Raw genomic sequence first — 19005 nt, forward strand, 5'->3', positions numbered from 1 at the left:
CGGCGGTCGGCAACGGCACGAGGCAAAGGCGCAAGAACCCGCTTGGGGTATGGCGGCCAAAGTCTGGGCATGTGATTATTTTCCGCTCGGGATCCTGCCCAAATAGCGGCTACTCGGTCGGCGCTCTGCGCTCCCTAGGGCTCGTTTCGCCAGCGCCGACGCAGGTCCAAACGGATTGGCCGAGAATATCAAGCCCGCTGATCGCAAGAACGGCGGACTTTTCCATTTTGGAGATTGAAGCGCAGGAGAAGCTAGGCTAAGAACCACGCATCGGACAGGCGATTCAAACCGCCTCAGGCATGCACCCGTAGCTCAGCTGGATAGAGTGTTGGATTCCGATTCCAAAGGTCACAGGTTCGAATCCTGTCGGGTGCGCCACCATTTTCCTAATGCATTGAAGTTCAAAAACATCTATGGTCTCAAGACCTTAGCGGGAGCCGTCTGGTACACAACAGGGGCACGCAAGGGATGGCCACACGATGACAGGGCTCACGTATATGCAACGTCGCAAAGGCAGCGGCATCTATGAGTTTCGCAAGAGGCTCCCATCCAGCTTGGCGGGAAAGCCGTGCCCCGTACCGCTTAAGGCGGATTTCCGTGAGCTGATTAACTCCGAGACCGGCTGCTTCAAGAGGGAACTCACCAAGTCCCTTGAGACCACCGACCACCGGATTGCTAAGCGCAGGGACCTCAGCGAAGCATCACGTGTTAGCGACCTGCTTGAGCTTGCTGCCCGCTTGATGCAGGGCGATGGGGTTGTCAGTCTTTCGGGGTCACAGCGGGAGCGGTCCTTACCGACCCCCGAAGAAATAGAGGCCACCGTAATAGCGGACATTCTGGCTGAGGATGAGCGGGAACGGGAGCAAGGCGATCCTCGCCGTCAATTGCAGACCCCGGAAGAACGAGCCCAATGGCCACTCCTTGAGGACCCACTAATCGGCCAGCTCGGCATGGCTGAGGGGCATCTCGAAGCGCTGGGAGAAACCATCGACCTGCTATCGGCCAGCTTCCGGCAGGCATACGCAAAGCGCCAGATCGGCATCGTCAAGGCTAAGCTTCATGCCTACTTAGCGGAGGCTGGCATACCGATAGACCCATCATCGCCGTTCTACCAGAGAGCCGGAATGGCGATGCTCAGTGGCTACGTGAAAGGCTATGACTTCCTGAAAAGGCGGCAAGAGGGTGACGTGGTGCCGACCCCGAGTCCTGCCCCAGCGGCAGCCAAGGGCCCTCTGCTGTCGGAGGCATTCGCCAAATGGAAGAGTGGGTCTCAAGCCCGAGGCGGCAAGCAGCCCTCACCGAACACTGTTGCCGAGGCAGAGCGGGCGGTACGCTACTTTACGCAGTGGCATGGTGATCTTCACTTAGGTGAAATCGACAAGCCCAAGGCCCGTGACTTCCGCAACGCGCTTTCCCGCCTGCCAACGCGCCTCACTGGTAAGCAACGCGGGATGCCTCTCAGGCGGCTTGTCGAGTCCATAGGCGCGGATCACGCCCCCGCCCATGCAGCCACCGTCAACAAGAGCTTGAACCTGCTAGCGGCCATCGTGGGGGCGGCAGAGCGGGACGGCGAGATGGACAACGTGGCGGGCTTCGTCAATCCGTTTCGGAACCTGACCATCGTAATCGATCAGCGCCACGAAACGCAGCAGCGCCTCCCCTTCTCGGAGAGCCAACTAGGCGCTCTCTTCGCGGATGAAATCTTTACAGGCGGCAAGCGGCCCCGTGGTGGTGGCGGTGAGGCAGCCTTCTGGTTCCCGCTTATCGGCCTGCTGACTGGGGCAAGGCTGAACGAGATAGCTCAGCTCCGCATTGCGGACATCCGGCAAGACCCCGAAAGCGGCATCTGGTTCATCGACATCGGCACCGATGGCGGGCGGTCGATCAAGACGGCAAGCTCTCGTCGTCAAGTGCCGCTGCATGATGAACTCATTCGGCTCGGCCTGCTGCGCTACCGTGATGCCCTCCTCGCGAAGAAGGGAAGAAAAGACACAGATAGCCTTTGGCCCGATGTGCAATCGGAAGATGGTTTCTACTCCGCTACGGCTTATACCAAGTTCTTCGGGAGGTATCTCCGCAAGACGGTCGGCATCGAGGATAAGAGGATCGTGTTCCATTCCTTCCGCCACAGCTTCAAGCGGCTCTGTCGGGACGCGGGGCTCCCCGAGGAGCTTCATGATGCCCTCACCGGTCATGCGGGGAGTGGTGGGGTCGGCAGGAGCTACGGTGCCGGGTTCGGCCTCAAGGCCCTGCACGAGGCCGTAGGGCGTATTGATGCCCCTAAGTCTGTCATCGCGCTGCCGGAGTGGAAAGCATGAGCAGTAACGACACATGCATTGACTTCGCGAACTACCGCACGGTCACCTTCGAGGAGCAGCGCAAGGTCTGGCTCGAACTGGTCCCCGAGTTGGGTCGCTTCTTTGACGCCATGCCACCACACATGGCCCAGCGAAGGGGAACCATAAGGGTTTATACCAACAAGGTTCCGCATTGCCTCGGTGCACTAGTGGTCACCGTCACCGTCAACGAAAAGCGTGATGGCGAAAATTACTGGTGGTGCGAGTGCGAGTGCTTTCACCGTCCCGAAGGAGACCTAGAACAACGCGGGCGACAAGCAAAGGCGCAGATCGAAGAACTGAGGTCTAGGCGTGCCAAGGTAGCAAGGGCCGGACCTGCTCGCCCTGACGGCAGCAACGTGGTCGCCTTCGCTTGGTACAAGAAGCGCTTCGAAGAGGAGGCATCTAGCAGTGCACACGGAGGACCACCCTAGCGATATGCCGCAAGGTCTCTCTCTGGGCATGAGCCATCGGTCATCGGCGTAAGGCAGCCCGCCAAAGCGCGGTCTAGCTTAGCCTGCCATGCATCTTCGTGGTATAGCCATGCGATGAACAGAATGGCCGCGAAGACGACCACCCAAGTGGCGGTGTTATCATTTTGCCCATTCGCCATCCTATAGCCCTTCATGGTTGAACACATCGTGCCTTGAGATGAGCAGGGTTGAATCCCCAAGTCAAGCTTGCCGGTATGCGCGTCTCGGCTCCTTTGGGCGATATGAGGACGGATGGCGAGAGGAAGGCGACCGAACCCCTTCTGTTCCTCCCTACTCGCCACCACCTCGCGCAATGGCCTTGGGGAGTGACCCCTTAGGTTATGCGTCGGATGGTTTGCCAATCACCCTGAGGAAGCGATGGGCGTGCTTGATGTCGTAAAGCCTGAAGCAATTCTCGATGAGGGTCTGATAGTCCCATCGGCTCAGGTGGTCGGATAGACCCCAGTCCTTGGCGTTCCTATCGTAGGCAGCTAGGGCCTCATCAATCGCTTCGCGGCGGCCCCTCTGGATCAGCGCGTTCCCCCGTGCGATGCGGAAGTTCGAAGCGCTGAGGTCATGATGGTCACCTGTCTGCCTCTTCATGACCATCTCGCCTTGCCGGGCGTCGGCCATAATGCGCGGCACTGTGAGACCAAGATCGGAGAATACCTCAGGGTAGTCCCTTCTCTCGGTCGGATTAGTGCTGCTCTTGTCGATGAATATCGCCCCTGTCTCGAACAATGCGGCCACCCTGAGGACGAGGAACGCTTCTCGCTCAATGAGCCGGGGCTTGCGTTCCCCGATGGTAAACGCGATGAGGCCAGCGTAGGGCCCTTCGGTTACAAGGCTTGCCTCGGTGATAGACCCCTGAGGTAGTGCGGCCAGCAGGGTATCCATGGGAGGGGTGACACCATCGGCAGCGGTAGCTTCTTGGTCACCTCTTGCATAGCTAAGAGCTTGGGCATCATGGCAGGCTACGAGAGCCTTGACGGTTGCCACGGTATTCACTGGGTATGCCATTGGGGTTTAGTCCTTTCTGTTTGCATGGGTGGCCATCTCGGTCCCTTGGTGGATACCGAGAGGTGGCCTTGGGTTGGTTGGGGTCGGTCGAAATGGTGTCCCGTGTGGGAAACTAGGTGATCGGTTAGGCAGTTACCGATGAGCTATCTGATGGGTGCCTGGGTGCTTGCCTTGAAGCTTGGTTAGGGATTGGGGTCACTACCGCCATTGGCCCATCAGGGGAGCCCCAAGGCTCTCGCCAAGGGCACCACGGGCCAAGCCCGCAGGGAGCGCACCGGGGCTCCTCTTCGATAGTGAGGGAATTAGAAATCAGCCCTCGGACCGAGTGAAACCACTATGGGAACCACCGGGGCGCTTCTCTTCACTAGTAGGCGAATTGGAAACACGGCGGCAGCATCGGGGAAACCGCACGCCTCCTCTTCTCTAATGTCCAGATTGGAAAACGGCCCTTGGCTCATTATCAAGGAACCACCGGGCTCCTCTCCCATAGTAAGCGAATTGGAAACTCGGCGGTGCCCCCAAGGAAACCACCGGGCTTCTTTCCTATAGTGCGACAATTAGATTTGGTCAGTTAGCGGCGTTATCCTCACGCAATGGTACGCTGCGCAGGCCACCATGGGAGCGCACCGGGCTTCTTTCCAATAATCCGACAATTTGATTTTCAGGCCGAACTCAATGGAAGAAGTACGGGCTCTCCATCACGGCTTCCCGCGCCAATTGACAAGGCGGTTAGCACTGAGAACCACCGGGCTCCTCTTCTCTAGTCTGGGAATTAGGATTTCCGGTAATCCATCGCGGTAGCATCAAGGCAGCGGCAGGCTTCTCTTCACTAGTGTCCCAATTAGAAAACCCGGTGGCACCACCATGGGAACCACCACGCTCCTCTCCTATAGTGAGGGAATTAGAAACCCCGGCAATCCGCTAAGGACCACCGGGGCGCTTCTCTTCTCTAGGACGACAATTAGAAATCAGCCTCAGGCGCGGGCATTCGCTTTGCGCTCCCACATCGCCAGCGCCTTCTCGGCGGCCGCAGGGCTTTCCTGAATGCGATAGATCGTCTGGCGGGACAGGCCGGTCTCCTTGGCGATCCCGGTGACCGCTATGCCCTTGGTGAGCAAGTCCCGGACGGTCCCTAGCTGTTGCCGCGTGAAGCTCGGCTTGCGACCAATATAGGCGTTCTCATCGGTGCTCATGGCGTGGGCGATACCGGCGAGCTGCGCCTCCTTGGTGGCTTCCGCTTGGGCCTGTGCGGTCGCAGCGAGGAAGCCAATGAGAGCGTCCCTCACGGCCATCTGCATGGGTTCCCGCGTGTTGCCGTCAAAGGTGATGTCGTTGATGATGGTACGGATGACCACCCCGCGCTTGATGAACTCCCTGATGGTGTCCGTTACGTCCGCATAGTTTCGCCCGAGCCGGTCAATCCAGCGGACCACGAGCACGTCCCCAGAGCGCAGCATGTCGAAGAGGCGCTTGCCTTGGGGGCGGTCCCGCATGTTGACCGACACGCCGCTAACGCCCTCATCCGCAATCACGTGGTTGAACGTGAAGCCCGCCTTCTCGGCTTGCGCTTGCTGATGCGTGAGGGTTTGCTCGGTGGTCGATACTCTGGCGTAAAGGAATGTTGACATAGACCTGCCTCTCGATGTGACCGTAAGGGTATTGTCCGAATAGATATCTGTCCGAATACCCGATGTCAACCCTAACGGACGCCAATAGGTGAGGCAGGCGATTGTCCGCATGGGTATACCCTAAGGGACAAAGCGGCACCGCTAGGCGTTAGGGCTTTTCCCGAAAGGCGAATTGAGGCAAGTTGTTCGCGGATCGGTTGCTGGGGCGGATGGACTATGGCTGACCAAGGCGGAGAAGAGATACGGCGTGTGCTGGCGGCAGCTGAAGCTCAGTGGGAGTTGGGCGATATGCTTCATCAAGAACTCGACAACAAGGGTAAGACGGTCACTGTTCTGACATTGGTCATCTTCGCACTCCTCGCACTGTGGTTCCTTGATCACAACTATCAGGCAGAACGCCGTGAACAGGCGCTGTCGTCATGGTGCCCGTATTGGCAGACGATACCGAGCCGCTGCGAGTAGATTGTCTGAGGCGGACGGACAAATCCTGACCGGGGGGACCGGGGGGAAAACGCGCGACCGCTGCCACGAAGGTGGGCATTCAGATATCTGACCCCCATCAAAGTCGGCCAGCTCGGTTGTTGACTGAAAGAAAAGCATCTAGCCGTAGAAAACAGCGCGTGCTTAATTGCTGGCTGATACCGGAGCACCGCATGAAAAAGCCCGAAAGAAGTAATTATTCCACCATCGATTTTATGCACTGGAAAGCCGCAGGAAACTTAGTGATTTCGCCAAAGTTTCAGCGTCGCGGCGTGTGGGGACGACCCGCGCAGTCCTATCTCATAGACACCCTACTGCTATCCCTTCCTGTCCCACCTCTGTACTTGCGCGTCACGCAAGACCCCAAGAAGGGCATGGTGCGCGAAGTTGTGGACGGTCAACAACGCCTGTCGGCGGTGCTATCCTATGTAAACGACGAGTTCGCACTTTCGAAGAACATCGAGAGTCCAGCCGTAGGAAGGAGGTTCTCGCAGCTCACGCCGGAGCAACAGGCCGCCATTCAGCAATACTCTTTTATTTGTGAGGTCTTCTACGGGGTAGACGATGGCGACATCCTAAAAATCTTTTCGCGGTTGAATACTCATTCTGTCAAACTCAATGCGCAGGAACTACGAAATGGACGCTATTTTGGCGAGTTCAAACGGGTCTGCTTCGCCTTGTCGACCGAACATCTGGAATTTTGGCGAAACCGCAAGATTTTCAGCGAGCAAGCAATAGCCCGTATGCAGGAGGTCGAACTGACCAGCGAACTTTTGATTGTGCTGTTCGCTGGGCTGCAAGATAAGAAAAAGTCTATCGACGGCTTCTACAAAACGTATGACGAGAACTTTCCTGCAAAGGACATGGCTGAGCATAGGTTCCGTGCAACCATAGACGCCATCAACGACTCAGTTGGTGATATTCTGTCTGCCACCGAGTTCCGGCGCGTCCCTCTCTTCTATAGTTTGTTCGCAGCAGTCGCTCACCGCCTCTTTGGGGTGCGCAATGTTGACCGGCCATCGCCGGAACATGGGCGGCTCAGTAAGGGCGAGGAGGAGGCCCTTCAAGCAACCGTGCGGGAGCTGTCGAATGTTCTCGAAAATGCAAGCGACGAAGGCGATGTCGAGCAGGAAATGCGCCAATTCGTGACCGCGTGCCTCCGGCAGACAGACAACCTTAGACCTCGCCGGATTAGGCTCGAGACGCTTTACGATCACGCCTTTAAATAATGCCAAGAAGCCTTCCGCGTTTTGATCTCGGATTTAGGGCCGAATCGCTCTCGGCGCTTGCGCTTGTAAATCGGCTCGAGATTGCGATGGTCGGAGCGAACCGAAGCGATCCCGATAGGATACGATTGCAAGATGTCGAACTTGCCTATGAGCTTGCATTCGTGCGCCTCTTCACCACGTGGGAGGTAGTGCTCGAACAAGTATTTCTGCGGCTTATGTGCGGTTTCGCGCCGACGGGGGGGCAGGCAATCTTAATCAATGGGGGAGCATATTCCTCAACCATTGGCCACGCGGAGACTATGCTGCTGAATGGGCGAGCCTACTTGCTGTGGCACAACCCGGATCACGTCATAAGTCGCGCCGCAAATACCTTTTCGAATAGCAACTATGAGCAAGTGCTAGCGTCAGCACAACAAAGGCTCAAGCATTTTGCAGCTATTCGACATCGGATTGCGCATGCACAAAAGGACGCAGCGATGAAGTTCGATGCTGCCACCATGGCCCTTGCCGGAAAACGATATCGAGCATCGAGGCCGGGACGCTTTCTGCGAGACTGGTCTATCAATTCGAACCCTGCGGAGCGGTGGCTTCCCCTCATTGCGTCGGAACTCGAAAGGTTGGTTACTCAGCTTAGATAACGGGAAGTAGCAATTCCCTTGCTAGAAACCCAGCTGAGTGGTACACACATCTGCGTTGGCTTCTCGAATTTTATTTTGATTTCAAAGCGTTGAAAGAAATGGTTGCGTCTCCTGTCGGGTGCGCCACCACTTTCCTAATCTGCATCGCCACATAAGTGCGGACTCGCTCGCACCCTCAGTTCGCGGATTCTGACCACCATAAACGCGGACTAGCGTCTCCGGAAGGCCTTCGACTGGTCGTCACGCGCTGCATTAGGCTCGAATCAGCGGATCGTTCTTGGTCGCCTCTAGCTTAGCGTCGTTCGCCTCGATCCAACCTTCGAGCTTTTCCGTGAGAGCGGGCCAAACGTCATTGTACTCATGGTGGAACGTGCTCATGCATAGTTCCATCGACCCAAGGTGCCGGTCGCCATACAGCTCCATCCAACGGTTCGAGAAATGCGTCTCGTACTCGTCGTGAGCGATCTTTGAATAGCCGGCCACCATGCCTTCGTAGTTCGGATGAGCACTTTCAGACAAGATAGCATAGAGCTTTTCTATGCCGGGATAACGCTTGTCGGATTTTTGAAGGATCGTCACGATGTTGATGGACTGATGCTCTGTCGAACCGTCCCGCGACCCGAGCAAAAGCACCGAGGTCTTCTCGCCGAAGGCATGGAAGCTTATTTTGCAGTCGAGCACCTGTTGCATGAGTTGGTTGAGGTAGATCAGCGTGGCGAGCGACTCGAAGCCGCTCCGCAGCAGGATGCGTGCGCCGAGGCCATGCCCCTGCTGATGTAGCGCGTAGGATTGCGTCATCAAATCGTGCAGCCGCCAGAACACGGCCTCACGCAGCATCCAGACTCGAAATGATGCCTTCCACTTGTACGCAACGGGGTTGCGAGACAGCAGACCGCCAACCGGAATGCTCGACAGGAGCGCGGCCCTCCAGTTGGCAAGGTTCTGTTCAACGGCGTTCATGTTCCCAATTACCACAGGTAGCGTATCCAAATGCAAGTTGTTGGAGCCGATCCCGAGCACCTTTGCTAGTGGGCCCACAATTTGGTCAACGAGAGAGGGGGCATCGAAATGGTGGAGATCGAAGAGACGGGGATCGAAGAGACGCGCTATTCCAACATCGGCGGCCAAGACGTCACTACGAATTATATTGGTCCAGCAATTACATAGGAGTTCCCAGTTTCATCTCGTCGGATGCGCCAAAACTCCCAACGCAATGATTCTTATGCCCATTCGAAAAACGCTCCGGAACAAAAGAGAGAACTTTCAGCCGCAGTGTCTGAATTGCGACCTGGGCGCGGCCTCCGTTCCGACTGAAATCGTTCGTGAAAACGCGCTGACAAAGTTGCGTTGAGAACCCGAGAGACCGCTTTCGCGCTGCTCCAGTTTGGTCAACGAGGATGCCGGCTGAGCCGCAAAACATCAGCAGGCTGCAGTCGTCCGTATTTGGGCAGGAAGCGGGTATATGTCGGACAACGCCGGGTCGGCGTGGATGACCCAAAGCCGACTTAGTGGGTGCTTCGCGGAGCGTTGCAACCATTTGCGTCATCGCGCCAAACCCTCAGCGACAGCGCTCGCCGGTACCGGGGCGATCAGCGGCTCTCGCGCGCGTTGCACAGGGCTGTTCTATGGCTGATCGAGAGGCTTCGCCTTTCCTGCCTCACATTCCGGCAGTCGCAGAGGTTTGGCGAGTTTCGCCAGTGTCTCGGGCTTGGCGCACGCCGGGAAGCCAGCTAGCGGCATTGTCTCTATGAACCGACTGCGCTCCATTGCGCTCAGGCCGGATTCATTGATCATGCTCTCGACAGTCAGGTCCGGGTGCCGCTTGAGAGTTTCTACAACCGAAGCATTCGCCTCATCGGTTCGACCCAGTGCCGCGAGGGAGCTGCTACGCACCACCCAATTCCACTTTTGGTAGTTGTTAGGCGTCATGCGGTCCAGCATCTTCACCGCGTCCTCATACCGGCCCGCCATAAAATAGGCAGGCGAGAAGAAGTTGGACGTCCACATTGGATAGTTCGGGTCGAGCCGCATTACTTGGTCGACCATTTGAGCGCCGCGTTCGGGTTCACCGAAGCGTGCTGCAAAGCCGGAATAAAAAGTGAGGATTTCGGACGAACCGGGAGCTAGACGAAGGGCCGTGTCCAGCTCAGCCTTGGCGCGGCCCATGTCGCCCTTATTAGCAAGGCTCATACCAAACACCGCGTGTGCTTCAGCGTCGCTCGGATCAAGCCGCACCGCGCGTTCGGCTACATCGGCAGCCGCCTTGCGGTTGCTCTCGGGATCGACACCAAACACACCCAATAGATCATGAGCATGGTAAAGTTCCACCCAGGCCCGTGCCAGCCCCGGGTCCAGCTCGACGGCGCGGTTGAGAAACGTGACGGCCTCCTCCGCATCCGCTTTGGTGAGCTTTTCAATATTCTCGGACCCGAGCAGATAGTAATCATAGGCATTCAGGTTTTCAGGCCGTTTACGTTTGGCTGCAGCCCGCCCGGCTTCTTGAATCAGTCCGACTCCGCCGCCGAGGCGGTTCGTGACCTGCTCTGCGATTTCGGTCTGAACGGCGAACACGTCCTCAGCGGGCCGGTCCCAATTCTCCGACCAAAGATGGTGGCCGTTTCTTGCGTCGATCAACTGTGCTGTGATCCGTACCCGGTCCCTCTGCCGCTGGATCGAGCCTTCCAGTACAAAGCCGACATGGAGCGCACTTGCGACCTGGCGGGCATCCACTGGCTTGCCTTTATAAACTTCCGTCGAATTCCGCGCCACCACCTCGAATTCGGGAAACCGCGCGAGGTCGGTGATGATGTCCTCAGTCAGGCCATCGGCCAGACGCCCGCTGGCATCGTCGCCGCCATAATTGTTGAAGGGCAGCACTGCCACCGACGGCTTGCCGCTCAAAGGCTCGGGCTGCAAGAACCACCAAACCCCGCCGCCTGCCAGAGCCAGCGCCACGATCGCCGCCGCAGCCGTCTTGGCCCAGCGCGGCATCATTCCGAGAAGCGGGCGACGTGCCCGTTTGCCGTCGAGTCTCAGCCGATACATCCGCACCGGGCGGCTGATGTTCTTGACCTGCGGCTCGCCGGCGAAATCGAGCGGCCAATCGAGTTTGCCCTGGAGATGATCGTATGCCGTCCCCGACACCATCACGCCGCCCGGCTCTGCCAACTGCTCCAGCCGCGCGGCGACATTCACGCCATCACCATAGACATCGCCATCCACCAACGCCACATCGCCCAGATTGATCCCGACGCGGAATACGATGCGCTCAGCCTCCGGCAGGTCGGCGTTGCGCGCGGCCACGGTATTCTGAAACTCCGCGGCGCAGGCAACCGCATCAACCACGCTGTCGAAGGCGACGAGCGCGCCGTCACCCATCAGCTTGATAACGGTGCCATGGCGCTGGGAGATGGCGGGATTGATCAGGTCGGCGCGGATGGCCTTCAGTCGCTTGATGGTGCCGGCCTCATCGGCCTCCATCGCCTTCGAGTAGCCTACCATATCCGCGGCTAGGATCGTGAGCAGCTTCCGGTCGAGCGCGGGGGTACTCATCATCGTTGCCTTGCATGAACATGCAATATGCCGGGAGTCTACACCCATCGAAGCGCCGCAACTAGCACACCGCCAAAACGGCATGTCTGCTTGTGACCCCCATCGCTTCTGGCCTTTCCGACTTGCGGTTTTTCAAGAGCTTGGCCCACCGACAGGACCGCGCTGGTGAAAGCGAGGGTTGGCGGGCGTTAACCGAACGTTAACGGCTATTGACTAACAGTCCCACAGTAGCGAAGGTTCGTGCGCAGCCTTGACCGCCGATTCGGGGGACTGGCTGTTGTAGCGCGAAGACGTTCGCGTTGACTGGCGTGGGGATCAGGGCCGATGGCTCTGGATGCATGATGCCCTTCCAATGCGCAGGCTCGTCCGAGCCATGTTCTCTGCAAAAATCGCGTTTCCTTCGCAGCAACCACGCGATGGCGGCGTCCGTCTGAGCTGGCGAAACCCCGAGCAGCACGGAGCTGGCCTGGTCCAACACAGGGAGGGCCTGATTGGCCCACTCGCCCGGAGCGCGCAGGTAACGACGTTTTTGATCCGTTAGCAAATCCGGGGCGCGTCCATGACAACAACCATCCCTACGCTGTCCATCAGCCAAATCCGGAGCCTTTCCACGGCTTCGATCGCCGCGTGGACTACCGAGGATGCGGCAGCCCTCAGCGCTGACCAAGTCAAAGTCCTCAACGCGCGTCAGATCGCTGCTATGGGTGCGGACAACGTCCACACACTGAGCGCGCAACAGATGAGCGCCGTATCGCCGGGCGCCATCGTCGGCTTGACGGCCGACCAGTTGGCGGTTCTGTCCGCGCAGCAAATCCAGAGCCTGTCCACGGGACAGGTCGCAGTCCTTTCCGCCGGCCAGATGACAGCACTGGACAGCAATCAGGTCGCTGCCTTCACCAGCTCGCAGATCGGCGCCTTCAGTCTCAATGAAATCCACGCCCTCACGCCGGAAGACATCGCGACCTTCACGACCGACGAGATTGCGGCGATCAGCACCAGGACGCTACCGGGCTTGTCCACCGACGCCGTTGCGGCTCTTTCCACCGATCAGGTCCACGCACTGACGACCCGCCAGGTTTCCGCGCTGACGACCGCTCAGCTCGCGGCATTTTCTGGCGAGCAGATGGGGGCTTTGAGCACCACGCAGATCAGCGCACTGACCTCGCGGCAAACCGTAGGACTGGATGTCACGGCGCTCTCCACCGAGCAGACTGCCGCCCTTTCGACGACCCTGATCGCCACGCTTGGAAGCAACCAGATCGCAGCCCTCTCAGCCGACCAGGTGGACGCCCTGACGAGCGCCCAAGTCGCCGCGCTGTCAGTGGTCGAACTTCGGGCCCTGTCGCCGGAAGACATCGCAACCTTTACACCCGACGAGATTGCGGCGATCAGCACCAGGTCGCTGCCGGGCCTGTCCAACGATGCCATCGCGGCTCTTTCCACCGACCAGGTCCATGCGCTGACGAGCGGCCAGATTGCCGCGCTGACGAGCGGCCAAATCGCGACGCTGTCATCCGAGCAGGTTGGTGCCTTGAACACCACGCAGATCGGCGCTTTGACATGGCGGCAAGCCCCTGGACTAAATGTCACGGCCCTCTCGACCGACCAGACCGCCGCCCTTTCGGCGAGCGTGATCGCGGCACTTGGAAGCAGCCAGATCGCCGCGCTCTCAACCGATCAGGCGGCCGCCCTGACGAGCGCGCAAATTGCTGCGCTGACTTCAATCGAGCTGCGTGGCCTGTCGCCGGAAAATGTCGCAACCTTCACGACCGGCGAGATCGCCGCGATCAGCACGCGGTCGCTATCGGGCCTGTCCGCCGACGCCATCGCCGCCTTCTCCACGGACCAGATTCATGCGCTGACAACCGGCCAGATCGCCTTGCTGACGAGCGACCAAATCTCCGCGCTCTCATCCGAGCAGGTCGGCGCCCTGAGCACGACACAGATCAGCGCCCTGACCTCGCGCCAAGCCCTGGGGCTGGATGTGACTGCGCTCTCCACCGACCAGACCGCCGCCCTGTCGACGGGCGTGATCGCGGCACTCGGAAGCAGCCAGATCGCCGCCCTCTCAACCGATCAGGCCGCTGCCCTGACGAGCGCGCAAATCGCCCGACTGACCGCGGCCGAACTTGGCGCGCTATCGCCGGATAACCTCGCGACCTTCACGACCGCCGAGATGGCGGCGATCAGCGTGCGGGCGCTGCCGGGCTTGTCCACCGATGCCGTCGCGACCCTCTCCAGCGACCAGATCCACGCGCTGACAACCAGCCAGATTTCCACGCTGACGACCGTTCAGTTCGCGGCGCTGTCATCCGAGCAAGTCGGCGCCTTGACCACGGCGCAGATCAGTGCCCTGACATGGCGGCAAGCCCTCGGCCTGGATGTCGCGACACTCTCGACCGATCAAACCGCCGCACTGTCGACGACCCTGATCGCAGCACTCGGAAGCAACCAGATCGCCGCCCTGTCAACCGATCAAGCGGCCGCCCTGACGAGCGCGCAAGTCGCCGCCCTGACAGCGGTCGAGCTTGGCGCCCTGTCACCGGAAAATATCGCAACCTTCACGACTGACGAAATCGCGCTGATTAGCATCAGATCGCTGCCGGGCTTGTCCACCGATGCCGTCGCGGCTCTCTCCAGCGACCAGCTCCACGCGCTAACGGCCCGTCAGGTTGCGACGCTGACGACCGTTCAGCTCGCAGCGCTGTCATCCGGCCAGATGGGCGCCTTGAGCACCACGCAGATCAGTGCCCTGCTCGCGCGGCAAGCCATGGGGCTGGATGTCACGGCGCTCTCGACCGATCAGACCGCCGCCCTTTCGACGGGCCTGATCGCAGCACTCGGAAGCAATCAGATTGGCGCTCTCTCAACTGATCAGGCGGCCGCCCTGACGAGCGCGCAAGTCGCTGCCCTGACGGCGCTCGATATCAGGGGCCTGGAGTCCGAAGACATCGCGACGTTCACGACCGGCGAAATCGCGGCAATCAGCACCAGGGCGCTGCCGGGTTTGTCCACCGGCGCCGTTGCGGCTCTCTCCTCGGATCAGCTGAACGCCCTGACGACCGCCCAGTTTGTGGTGCTGACGAGCGACCAGATCGCCGCGCTGTCACCCGAGCAGGTCGGGGCCTTGAGCACCGCGCAGATCAGCGCCCTGACCACGCGGCAAGCGGCGGGACTGGATGTTACGGCGCTCTCGACCAGCCAGACCGCCGCCCTTTCCAACCGCCTGATCGCGGCGCTCGCAAGCAGCCAGATCGCCGCCCTGTCGACGGATCAGGTTGCCGCCTTGACGAGCTCGCAAATCGCGGCACTGACGGCGGCCGAGCTTGGCGCCCTAGAACCGGAAGACATCGCGACCTTCACGCCCGACGAGATCGCGGCGATCAGCACGCGGTCGCTGTATGGCTTGTCCACCGATGCCGTCGCGGCCCTCTCCACCGACCAGATCCATGCGCTGACGACCAGCCAGATTGCCAGGCTGACGAGCGACCAGATCACAGCACTGTCATCCGAGCAGATCGATGCCTTGAATTCGACGCAGATCCAGGCGCTCTCGGCCGCACAGATCGCGGCGATGCTGGTGGAGGACATCCAGACCTTCACGACGGACGAAATCGCGGCGATCAATACGAGAGCTCTGCCGGGCCTGTCCACGGCCGATATTGGGGGCCTGAGCAGCCAGCAGCTGGACGCCTTCACGTCAGCGCAGGCGCGGGCACTGAATTCGGCGCAAGTCGATGCGGTAATCGCAGCCTATGCGGAATTTGACGGCTCCTGACCGCTTCCAGAACGCCTCACCCGGCAAGTCAATGCTCTCAGCGACAAGTAAAGATCATAAGGCACCTCTTGCGAGGCAATATAGACGGGCGGCATGAAAGCATGTCGCCCGCTTCTATTCGACCGACCCAAATATGGGCCGCGGCAAACAAAAACAACAATCCGGAATCCGGGCGGCAGTTAACCCAAATTTAAAATCTGCGGAATAATCATGTCTCAGAACGCGGAAGGCAAAAGCTGCGCGCACCGGCACTTTCAAGCCAATCCCGGTGACATGGCATTGCTACTCGCTTTCGAGGGCGTGGGAATCAGAGACGTGTTGCTCTGGATGCATGATGCCATTCCGATGCGCTGGCTCGATCGAGCCATGTTTCACCTAGCATAGTCCTCTGTCGGAGGGTGATGTCCGAGATCGGCGTCGCCGCGGCACAACTAACCTTGGGGTACATCCATGTCAGCCGTTTCCTTTGTACAATCTCTGACCGCCAACCAGGTCAAATCTCTTTCCGCAACTTCGATTCAGAATCTCAGCACCGCCCAGCTCGCTGGCCTGAAGACCACTCAGGTGGCCGTGCTCAATTCAACTCAGCTCGGCGCAATCAGCAGCGACGACATCAGCTCGCTGGGCACGACAAACCTCACCAGCCTGTCGACGGGCGCTCTTGCCGGATTGAAGCTCGACCAGCTCCAGGCAATCACGAACGGCGTTGCGGCATTCAGCTCGACCCAGGTTGCCGGCCTGTCGACCGCTGTCATTTCCTCGCTCGACAACACCGACCTGGCAAACTTCGACTCGGCTCACCTGCAGGCCCTGAAGTCCACGCAGGTTTCGGCCCTTCAAGCCGATGAGCTTTCGAGCACCCAGGTCGGCTACCTGCTGAGCTCGCAGGTCTCTGCGCTGAGCAGCGCCCAGGTCAGCGTTATCGACAGCGCCGCATTCGGTACCTTGACGAGCGGCCAGCTTGTCGGCCTCAGCACGGCTGGCGCCGCTGGCTTGACCTCGGACCAGCTCCTTACGCTGAATAGCGCCGATCTCAACGCGCTCAATACGAAGACCCTGGCTGGCCTCTCCGCTGCCAACGTCGCATTGATCGCAACTGCGGACGTCGCCGGTCTCGACGCGGCCCACATCAAGGGCCTGACGACCGCCCAGGCTGCTGCCCTCACCTCCGACCAGGCAACCGCTTTGACGACCGATCAAGTCTCGACCCTGTCGGCGAACCAGATCGCAGCGTTCGATGCCGGCGACTTCGCAGGCTTCAGCTCTGCTGATATCGGTGCCATCAGCCTGACGGCCATCAAGGGCCTGGGTTCGGACGATATCATGGGTCTGACGGATGCGCAGCTCGACGGCATCACGGACGCCCAGGTGCCGTCAATGTCGACCGACCAGACTGCCTGGGTCCTCGCTGCCTACAACGACACGACCGTCCAATAATAGACAACGGCGCGGCTTCGGCCGCGCCGCAACACTTCATTCGATGTTGCAAGAGCGGGCGGCGCGCCAAGGCGCCGTCCATTTTTCGTTCTCGGCGGACTGCCATTCCGCCTCTTCCAAGACAACCAGCCCCGCGCAAGGCAGGGCCGTCAATAAAGGACCAGGCCCTTTTGCGCCTGCAGTCTTCGGCCACAGCGCCGTTTTGTCGAGGGAAAGGCATGACCGTCAATACAACAATCGCTTCCAGTCAGGCGTCGCCGCTTGCAGATATGTTGCTGCAAGCGCGTAATCAGCAGATGTCTCTGACCGCATTGTTCCAGGCCGCAGAAGGCTTCGCCGGCGTTGGACTGTTAGCGCAAGCGGCCGACCTCTACAAAACCTGGATCGCCTTCAACGATACAAATCCGCTGCTGCACATGGCCTGCTTCAATTATGCTGTCTGCCTGCGCAACATGGGCGATGTCGCGGGTGCGATCCAGGCACTGCGCACCTGCCTGAAACATGAGCCCGCGTTCGGTCCCGCCCACATCAACCTCGGCCGCGCTCTGGAAGACTGCGGCCTGATTGGTCAGGCCGTCCGGCAATGGCGGAACTTTGCGGAAGCAACCGACGAGATCACGCCTGACCGCCTCAGTCATCGCGTGATGGCGCTCCACCATACCGGTCGTGTGCTGGAAACCGCCGGCCAGCTGGCGGATGCGGAAGCCGCCTTGTGGCAGGCGATCGAGCTGCAACCCTCAAAGCTGGAAGCGGGCCAGCATTGGACCTCGCTGCGCCAGCATCAGTGTAAATGGCCGGTTCTTACCCCATCGATCCATGTCTCAGCCCGTCAATTGCTTGATACGATGTCGCCGCTGACGCTCGGCTGCTATGCCGACGACCCGCTTTTCCAGCTCGCCAAGGCTTATCGTTACGGCAAGAATCTGGTCGGGCGGCCCGACACCAAGGGTTTCCCGCTCAAGCCGGCGCGGCTCAAAACGGGATCCGGGCAGCGCCTGCGCATCGGCTATGTTTCTTCGGATTTGCGCCAGCACGCGGTCGGCTTCGCTCTCTGCGAAGTTTTCGAGCTGCATGACAAGAGCAGCATTGAGATCTTCGCCTATTACTGCGGCGAGCCTCGGTCCGGTGATAAGACACATGACCGCATCAGGGCGGCCGTCCATTGCTGGCGCGATATTGCAGCACTGGGCGATCTCGACGCAGCGAAACAAATCGCCGCCGACGAAATCGACGTTCTTGTCGACGTCAATGGCTATACGAAACATGCCCGGACCGCCATCTTCGCCTATCGCCCGGCGCCGGTCATTGTCAACTTCTGCGGTTATCCCGGCACGATGAGCAGTCCGTTTCATCAGTATATGATTACCGACCCGCAGATCGTGCCGCCGGAGAACGAAATCTATTACACCGAAAAGGTGCTGCGGATCGCTTGTGACCAGCCCATCGACCGTAAGCGGGAAATTGCTGAGCGACCGAGTCGGGCTCAGGTCGGACTACCGGAGGATGTTTTCGTCTATGCCTCCTTCAACGGGATGCAGAAGATCACCGCCGAGTGTTTTGCACGCTGGATGAAGATTCTTTCGGCAACGCCGGGCAGCGTGCTGTGGCTGCTTGGCGGCAGCGAGGATGTCAACCAGCGCCTGCGCGAGGCGGCCGCGCAAAGCGGTGTGGCACCCGAGCGGCTCATTTTTGCTGCGAAGGCGCACAATCCGCAGCATCTCGCGCGCATCGGTCTTGCCGATCTCTTCCTCGACACCTTCCCCTACGGGGCGCATTCCACTGCCGCGGATGCGATCACTATGGGATTGCCTGTCCTGACTTTCCCGGGAAAAACCTTTGCCGCACGTTTCTGCTCAAGCATCGTAGCGGCGGCCGGCATTCCGGAACTGATTTGCAGCACGCCGGACGAATATGTGAGCCGCGCCATCGCCCTGGCGCACGATCGAAAAAGCCTCACGGCAATCAAGGACGCCTTGCAACGCAATCGTGAGACCAGTGTGCTGCGCGATATTCCAGGCCTTGTACGCCGTCTCGAAGAGCTGTTCTGGCAGATGCAGGGTGAAACTGAGCGCGGCGAAACACCGGTCCCTGACCTACGCAACCTCGACGTCTACTACGAGATCGGCGCAGAACTTGTCCTCGCAGGCGTCGAGTTCGAGGATGATCGCGCCTATCGGCGGCGGTATCTCGAAAAGCTCGCTCAGTGGCACGACTACGCGCCGCTCCCCCGCGATTCTCGCTTATGGACCGAACCGGCCGCTTAACGGAATGACCAAGCTCCGCCATCAGTCCCGCAAATTGCGGCGTGGCGCTCAAACAAGAAGATCGGACCTGTAGGATGATTGAGAAGTATCAGCGCTACGCAAGCATCGCTGACTCTGTAGAGTCGACCATAACCACAATTCGCAATTTGCCGATCTCACGGTGCTACGAC

The 19005-nt window shown here is 59.5% G+C and carries 11 protein-coding genes and 1 tRNA gene; 8 read left to right on the forward strand and 4 right to left on the reverse strand.

Going from position 1 to position 19005, the window contains the following annotated elements; translation table 11 throughout:
• The first annotated feature begins 301 nt into the window (after positions 1–301).
• From ACPYOI_RS19640 to ACPYOI_RS19650, 3 genes are all read left to right on the forward strand, one after another.
• A tRNA-Arg gene (locus ACPYOI_RS19640) sits at positions 302–378 on the forward strand.
• Between the two features lie 101 nt (positions 379–479).
• Positions 480–2318 (forward strand): tyrosine-type recombinase/integrase, encoded by a 1839-nt coding sequence (locus ACPYOI_RS19645; RefSeq protein ID WP_481423230.1) that lies wholly within the window; start codon positions 480–482, stop codon positions 2316–2318.
• A complete protein-coding gene (locus tag ACPYOI_RS19650; RefSeq protein ID WP_481423231.1) occupies positions 2315–2770 on the forward strand; it encodes a hypothetical protein in 456 nt (151 codons plus the stop codon). Before ACPYOI_RS19645 ends, ACPYOI_RS19650 begins: the two co-directional genes overlap by 4 nt.
• A 378-nt stretch (positions 2771–3148) precedes the next feature.
• On the opposite strand, the gene ACPYOI_RS19655 is transcribed toward ACPYOI_RS19650, so the two are convergent.
• Together ACPYOI_RS19655 and ACPYOI_RS19660 are read right to left on the reverse strand one after the other, a co-directional pair.
• Positions 3149–3829, reverse strand: a complete 681-nt coding sequence (locus ACPYOI_RS19655) for a hypothetical protein (protein WP_481423232.1) — start codon at positions 3827–3829, stop codon at positions 3149–3151.
• Positions 3830–4803: 974 nt separating this feature from the next.
• Positions 4804–5457, reverse strand: a complete 654-nt coding sequence (locus ACPYOI_RS19660; protein ID WP_481423233.1) for a recombinase family protein — start codon at positions 5455–5457, stop codon at positions 4804–4806.
• Positions 5458–5745: 288 nt separating this feature from the next.
• Between ACPYOI_RS19660 and ACPYOI_RS19665 the strand changes: the two genes are divergently transcribed.
• Positions 5746–5919: a hypothetical protein gene (locus tag ACPYOI_RS19665; RefSeq protein WP_481423234.1), complete on the forward strand. Its 174-nt coding sequence runs from the start codon at positions 5746–5748 to the stop codon at positions 5917–5919.
• A 191-nt stretch (positions 5920–6110) separates the two neighbouring features.
• Complete coding sequence (locus tag ACPYOI_RS19670; RefSeq protein WP_481423235.1) at positions 6111–7166, forward strand: GmrSD restriction endonuclease domain-containing protein; 1056 nt, start codon at positions 6111–6113, stop codon at positions 7164–7166.
• A gap of 890 nt (positions 7167–8056) precedes the next feature.
• Here ACPYOI_RS19670 and ACPYOI_RS19675 read toward each other — a convergent pair.
• Positions 8057–8932 carry a hypothetical protein gene (locus ACPYOI_RS19675; protein WP_481419192.1) on the reverse strand — a complete coding sequence of 292 codons (876 nt, stop codon included), beginning with the start codon at positions 8930–8932 and terminating at the stop codon, positions 8057–8059.
• Between the two features lie 495 nt (positions 8933–9427).
• Positions 9428–11356 carry an adenylate/guanylate cyclase domain-containing protein gene (locus tag ACPYOI_RS19680; protein ID WP_481419191.1) on the reverse strand — a complete coding sequence of 643 codons (1929 nt, stop codon included), beginning with the start codon at positions 11354–11356 and terminating at the stop codon, positions 9428–9430.
• Between the two features lie 559 nt (positions 11357–11915).
• Between ACPYOI_RS19680 and ACPYOI_RS19685 the strand changes: the two genes are divergently transcribed.
• From ACPYOI_RS19685 to ACPYOI_RS19695, 3 genes are all read left to right on the forward strand, one after another.
• Positions 11916–15134: a beta strand repeat-containing protein gene (locus ACPYOI_RS19685; RefSeq protein WP_481419190.1), complete on the forward strand. Its 3219-nt coding sequence runs from the start codon at positions 11916–11918 to the stop codon at positions 15132–15134.
• Between the two features lie 450 nt (positions 15135–15584).
• Positions 15585–16571 (forward strand): hypothetical protein, encoded by a 987-nt coding sequence (locus tag ACPYOI_RS19690; protein ID WP_481419189.1) that lies wholly within the window; start codon positions 15585–15587, stop codon positions 16569–16571.
• A 218-nt stretch (positions 16572–16789) separates the two neighbouring features.
• Entirely contained in the window at positions 16790–18835 is a 2046-nt protein-coding gene (locus tag ACPYOI_RS19695) for an O-linked N-acetylglucosamine transferase, SPINDLY family protein (RefSeq protein WP_481419188.1), read from the forward strand.
• The last annotated feature ends 170 nt before the right edge of the window (positions 18836–19005 follow it).

Source organism: Rhizobium sp. SVR5-2C (genome assembly GCF_056755115.1).

Bases quoted from the DNA above. Each gene is read 5' to 3' on its own strand.
- ACPYOI_RS19685 (WP_481419190.1), top strand. From the start codon at position 11,916: ATGACAACAACCATCCCTACGCTGTCCATCAGCCAAATCCGGAGCCTT.
- ACPYOI_RS19660 (WP_481423233.1), bottom strand. From the start codon at position 5,457: ATGTCAACATTCCTTTACGCCAGAGTATCGACCACCGAGCAAACCCTC.
- ACPYOI_RS19665 (WP_481423234.1), top strand. From the start codon at position 5,746: ATGCTTCATCAAGAACTCGACAACAAGGGTAAGACGGTCACTGTTCTG.
- ACPYOI_RS19680 (WP_481419191.1), bottom strand. From the start codon at position 11,356: ATGAGTACCCCCGCGCTCGACCGGAAGCTGCTCACGATCCTAGCCGCG.
- ACPYOI_RS19645 (WP_481423230.1), top strand. From the start codon at position 480: ATGACAGGGCTCACGTATATGCAACGTCGCAAAGGCAGCGGCATCTAT.
- ACPYOI_RS19695 (WP_481419188.1), top strand. From the start codon at position 16,790: ATGACCGTCAATACAACAATCGCTTCCAGTCAGGCGTCGCCGCTTGCA.
- ACPYOI_RS19690 (WP_481419189.1), top strand. From the start codon at position 15,585: ATGTCAGCCGTTTCCTTTGTACAATCTCTGACCGCCAACCAGGTCAAA.
- ACPYOI_RS19655 (WP_481423232.1), bottom strand. From the start codon at position 3,829: ATGGCATACCCAGTGAATACCGTGGCAACCGTCAAGGCTCTCGTAGCC.
- ACPYOI_RS19670 (WP_481423235.1), top strand. From the start codon at position 6,111: ATGAAAAAGCCCGAAAGAAGTAATTATTCCACCATCGATTTTATGCAC.
- ACPYOI_RS19650 (WP_481423231.1), top strand. From the start codon at position 2,315: ATGAGCAGTAACGACACATGCATTGACTTCGCGAACTACCGCACGGTC.